The following is a 3,610-nucleotide window of genomic DNA, read 5'->3' as shown; positions in this document are numbered from 1 at the left end:
GTCGATGCTGCCGACGACGAGGGCGCAGAAGAGCAGCAGGCCGATCCCGGCCCCCGGGTGGCCGGTGGCGATGAGCAGCAGGGCGGCCGGCAGCCAGACCAGGGCGGTGCCCACGCCCGGGATCACCGAGAGCAGGGTCATCAGCGCGCCCCAGAACACCGCGCCCTCGATGCCGACGACGGCGAAGGCGAGGCCGGCGAGGCCGCCCTGGGCGAGGCCGATGAGCAGGGTGCCCTTGAGCGTCGCCCGCGTGACCGAGGTGAACTTGGCCACGAGGCGCCGCTTGTCGGCCTCGGCCAGGGGCAGGTAGCCCAGGATGCGGTCGAGCAGCGGCCCGCCATCCATGAGGAAGAAGTAGAGCGCGTAGAGCAGGATGCCCAGGTGGAAGAAGAAGCTCACGGTGCCCCGGGTGGTCGCCTGCAGGCCGTTGACCAGGATTCCACCCAGGCTGCCGACCAGCTCGCCGGCCTTGGCGAGAATCGTGCCGCGATAGGGGGTTAGCCGCTCCACGCCCGGCAGCCCGCGCAGGCTCTCCAGGATGAGGTCCGGCTCGGCGATGCGCGCCTGGATCCAGGGCAGTGCCGTCTCGCTGATCTCGTAGGCCTGGCCGGCCACGATGCCGAGCAGGAGCCCGAGCGGCAGCAGGACGACGAGCAGCAGGAGCACCAGGCAGAGGCCGCTCGCCAGGGCGCGCCGGCCTCGGCAGAGCCGCAACAGGCGGCGGTAGAGCGGGCTCGCGAGGCCGGCCAGGATGGCGGCGAGGAAGAGCGTGAGCAGGAAGCGCCGCACCATCGCGTAGAAAAGCCCGCTGATGACGAGGACCAGCAGGACCAGGGCGATGCGGCTGAAGCGGCGCTTGTCCATGCGGGCAGCCTAGCCGATTCCGGGTCTGCCGCCTAGGGGTCGATCGCCGCGGCCCCCGCACCCCCGGCGATTCCCGTCGGGGCGACGGGAACCCTGCCCTCGCCGGGCCGGCCTGTGCTAGAATAGAGGCCGCCGCCGGCCTTCCCCCTCGACCTGGCCGTCGGCCCCCAGCGCTGGATTTCCGATCGGCGGGAGGCACCCTTGCTGCGACACCCCACCGGCGCCCTCCTCGCGGTGCTGCTCTGTCCGCTCCTGGCCGCGCCTGCCCCTGCCCTGATCCACGAAGTCAACGGCAGCGGGACGATCCAGGCGGCCATTGCGGTCGCCTCGCCGGGCGACACCCTGCTCCTGCGGGGCGACTTCTCGGGGCCGGGCAACGTCGATCTCGACCCGGCCGGCAAGGATCTCGTCTACCTGACCGACCTGGCGCTGCCGGCCAGGCTCGACGGCGGCGGCCAGACGATCCTGCGCCTGCAGAGCGGCGAGAGCGCGGCGACCGTGATCTCGGGCCTGCGCTTCACGGGATCGCCGCAGGCCGTGCTCTGCGCGGGCACGAGCGCGCCGCTTCTGCGCGACTGCCGCTTCAGCCAGAACTACGGCAGCGCAGCGAGCGGCCCGGGCGGCGCCGGCCTGCGCGTGGAAGGCGGCGCCGCGCCAACCCTGGAGCGATGCCGGTTCGAGAACAATGCGCACTTGACCGGCGGCGCGCTCAGCGTGGCGGGCGGCGCCCCGGTTCTCATCGACTGCGTCTTCGAGCTGAACTCGGCGGCCTGGGGCGGCGCCGTCGCCGTCGCGAGCGGGGCGCCGGAGTTCCGGCGCGCCGCGTTCCTGACCAACACGGCCTCTCCCTTGCCCGGCAGTGGCGGCCAGCCAGAAGGTGGCGATGGGGGTGGCGTCTTCGTCCTCGGCGGCCAGCCCGTTTTCATCGACTGCCTCTGGGACGCCAACCAGGCGGTGGCGCAGGCGGGCTCCCCGAACGCCGGCGGGCACGGCGGCGCCCTGCGCGTCACGGCCACGGCCTCCGCGACTCTCACGGGCAGCACGCTGCACGCGAACACGGCCGAGCGCGCGGGCGGCGGGCTCTCCCTGGATGGGACGGCCATGGTCGGCGTCCTCGCCTGCCTCATCGCCCGCAACCTGCCGGACGGACTGCACGGCGCCGGCAGCGCGACCCTCAGCATCGGCTGCAGCGACGTCTGGGGCGACGGTGCGCCTGGCTACGCGGGTGCGCTCGCGGACGCCACCGGCACGAACGGCAACCTGGCCCTCGATCCCGTCTTCTGCGGCGGCGTCGGCGGCCAAGTGCCGCTCGGGCTCCATGACAGCTCGCCCTGCCTGCCCGCCAACAACACCTGCGGCCTGCAGATGGGCCGCTACGGTCAGGCCTGCAGCGGCAACCTCCACGTCCACGAGGTGCCGCTCGAGTTCGCCACCATCCAGGCCGCGATCGACGCCGCGCTTCCGGGCGACACGGTTCGCGTGGCCCCCGGCACCTACACGGGCGCCGGCAATCGCGGGCTCGATCCCGGCGGCAAGGATCTGGTGATCGAGGGCAGCGGCGGCGCTGCCGCGACGATCATCGACTGCCAGGGCCTGGATCGCGGTTTCCTCTTCGTCACCGGCGAGACGGCCGCGACCCGGCTGCGCGGCTTCACGATCAAGAACGGCCGCCACACCACGGGCGCCGGTCTGCTTCTCCTCAACTCGGCGCCGACGCTGGAGGCGCTCGTTCTCCAGGGGCATGCAGCGACCACCGACGGCGGCGCCATCGCCTGCATCGCCGCCTCGCCGACGGCGAGCGATCTCCTCGTCAAGGGCAACCTGGCTGCCGGCAGCGGGGGCGCTCTGCTCTGCGCGAGCGGAGCGGCGCCAGTCTTCGTCGGCTGCCAGTTCTCCGACAACCAGGCGACGATCCAGGGCGGCGCGCTCCACTGCCCCGCGAGCGCGGCGACCTTCCAGCGCTGCACGCTCGCCTTCAACAGCGCCGCCCAGGGTGGCGGCCTCTGGATCGAGCAGGGCGGGCTGGTCACGCTCGAGCGGAGCTTGGTGGTCTTCAACCTCGCCGGCGGCGGCATCCAGGCAGACACCGGCTCCTTCGTTCTGGCCACCTGCGGCAATGTCTTCGGCAATGCAGGCGGCGACTGGGGGGGCTCGACCTACGATCCCGCCGGGATCGACGGCAACATCAGCGCCGACCCGCTCTTCTGCGACCCGCTGGGCCGCGACTTCCATCTCGACGCCGACTCGCCCTGCGCGGCCGGGAACAACGACTGCGGCCTGGACATGGGTCCCCTCGGCGTCGGCTGCGATCTGATCCACCGCCGGATCAGCGGGCGCATCGCCCGCAGCTCGGGCGTCCCGGTCGCCGCGGTGGCGATCTACGGCAGCTACTACGAGGCGCACAGCGACACGCAGGGCAACTACGCCGTCCAGGTGCCGGACCACTGGACCGGCTTCCTCCTGCCGAGCAAGCTGGGCTACAGCTTCGTGCCGCCCTTCCGCAGCTACAACAACGTCAGCGCGGACATCGGCGGGCAGGATTACCTGGCCGTGCGCAGTACCCGGCACCAGGTGCCGGCCGAGTTCGCCGACATCCAGTCGGCGCTGGACTTCTCCGAAAGCGGCGACACCGTGCTGGTCGCGCCCGGCATCTACCACGGCAATGCCAACAAGCGTCTCGACTTCGGGGGCCGCGCGATCCGGCTGCTGAGCGAGCAAGGCGCGGCCTCGACGGTCATCGACTTTT

2 protein-coding genes are annotated in these 3,610 nt (G+C 72.3%); one reads left to right on the top strand and one right to left on the bottom strand.

Going from position 1 to position 3,610, the window contains the following annotated elements:
• The coding region (locus FJ251_14480; protein ID MBM4118911.1) for an AI-2E family transporter at positions 1–864 on the bottom strand (864 nt) is incomplete at its 3' end.
• 201 nt (positions 865–1,065) lie between these two features.
• Between FJ251_14480 and FJ251_14475 the strand changes: the two genes are divergently transcribed.
• On the top strand, positions 1,066–3,610 hold a 2,545-nt coding region (locus tag FJ251_14475), incomplete at its 3' end, for a hypothetical protein (GenBank protein MBM4118910.1).

It is taken from the genome of bacterium (assembly GCA_016873475.1).
GTDB lineage: Bacteria > Krumholzibacteriota > Krumholzibacteriia > JACNKJ01 > JACNKJ01 > VGXI01.
This window is presented reverse-complemented; position numbering and strand designations above follow the sequence as displayed.